Below are 1,745 nucleotides of genomic sequence, written 5' to 3'. Positions count from 1 at the left end.
GAGCAGCTCGCTTCCTCCGCGGTTCGGATCGTGAACGTCGCTTTCGACGTCGGCAGTGAATCGCTGCACTGGGCGATGGAACTGCCTGATCAGACACTCAGCGGCAAGTGCGACAATACGAGCAGCGACATCCGCACGACACTCAGGCTGATCAGCGCCAAAGCGGCAAAACACGGCTACGGTGAACTTCGCGTCATCTGTGAATCAACTGGCATCTATCATCGACGCTTGCTGCAACTGGCCGGCAGCCTGGGCATGCGAACCTGCCTGGTGCATGGCGAAGCGGTTGCCAAGTTCCGCACGATTCAGTTCGCTGACCATGGCAAGACCGACGACAGGGACCCGCGAGCGGCACTGACGGTTGCCAAAGTTGGCAAACTGATCCGAGACCGCAAGCTCGACAAGCTCTACGCACAGTTGCGTGAACTTCACCGTCTGGTGCATCGCTGTGAAGCACGCATCAAAGTCGCCAAGTGTGAACTGCATGCGGATCTGCGGAACCTGTTTGCCGATCTCCACTTGGACAAGTCGGTGCTGTACGGGCCAACCGGGCAAGCCCTGATCGAAGAGTTCGCCGGTAACCCTCACCGAATCGTTGCGGCGGGCGAGGAAGTTTTCTGTGCTGCGATGAAAGCCCGCTCCAAACACACCAAGCAGGCAACCCTGAAGAAGATCTGGAACGCGGCAGTTGAATCCGCTGATGGCGATAACGACGGCTTGGCCGCAACGCTTGCCGAAATCCAAGCCGCCGCCGTGCAGCAACTTTATGCGGAAATCACCGCGTTTTTGCAGCAGCGAGACGAACTGGAACAACGGATGCAACAGCTCTATTTGCAACTGCAAGCCGACGATGCCCGATTGCCGAGTCCGTGCAAAGGCGTCGTCACGTTGCGGTTGCTGTCGCGACTGGTGGCCGAGATCGGACCTCCAGATGACTTTCGCACGCTGCCGCAGTTGATGCGTTACGCGGGATTGAATCTGTGCGAACGTCAAAGCGGCAAGTGGCGAGGTCGGACGAAGATTAGTCGTCGCGGCCGGAGGGAACTGCGTTACGTGCTGAACCTGATGGCGATCCCGCTGGTCGGGCGCCAGAAACTGTTTGGTGACTACTACTGGAAGAAGAAGGAGACCGACAAGATGCCGGGGCAGAAGGCGAACGTGTGTGTGATGCGGAAGATTTTAAAAATGTTCTTTGGCTGGTACCACAGCGGAAAACCGTTTGATCGAGAACGCGTGTTCGTGATGGCCAGCGAGTACAGCAAAGCCGCTTAAAGCACCGCATGACAAGTCTCATCGATCAGCAAACGAAACATTAACTCAACCAAGGAGGCCCCTTTTTTCGGTCCGCTATCGAACCATGGCGACCGGTGATGACCACCATGCCATCATCAGTTGAGCGTGAAAGCGTGCAACATGATCGGTGCACCCTGACCGGGCCCTCCGTGCCTGAGTCCTGTCACACCGGTTGCCTTTTTATCTTACGACATGGCCAACGAGTAAGCTCAATGCCGCTCCCTTAGAGAGAGCCCAAATGCGAACTTCGCCAGTGTAGGATTCGGTTCGAGACGCCTGATCGAAAGGACGCACCAGCGAAGTCAAAAAAAGTGAAAGCAAATTGCGAGGCGGAAGTGGGAAAATCACTCGGAGTAGCCAGTTCAAACGAGCATCGCGGCTTAACGCGAGCTCGATGAATCGGCTCGCTTGCCGCCAGTTAAAAATTCCGCTTGACAAGCAAGCGTAAAGCG

At 56.4% G+C, this 1,745-nt stretch carries 1 protein-coding gene; it reads left to right on the top strand.

Annotation, left to right across the window (positions count from 1 at the left end; all coding sequences use genetic code 11):
- Nucleotides 1-1,272: transposase (locus RMSM_RS04785; RefSeq protein ID WP_144057377.1), on the top strand; the 1,272-nt coding region annotated here is incomplete at its 5' end.
- Nucleotides 1,273-1,745: the final 473 nt, after the last annotated feature.

The sequence above is a fragment of the Rhodopirellula maiorica SM1 genome, from assembly GCF_000346295.1.
Taxonomy (GTDB): Bacteria; Planctomycetota; Planctomycetia; order Pirellulales; family Pirellulaceae; genus Novipirellula; species Novipirellula maiorica.
Note: the sequence above shows the minus strand (reverse complement) of the source record. Positions and strands in the feature narration are given on the sequence as shown.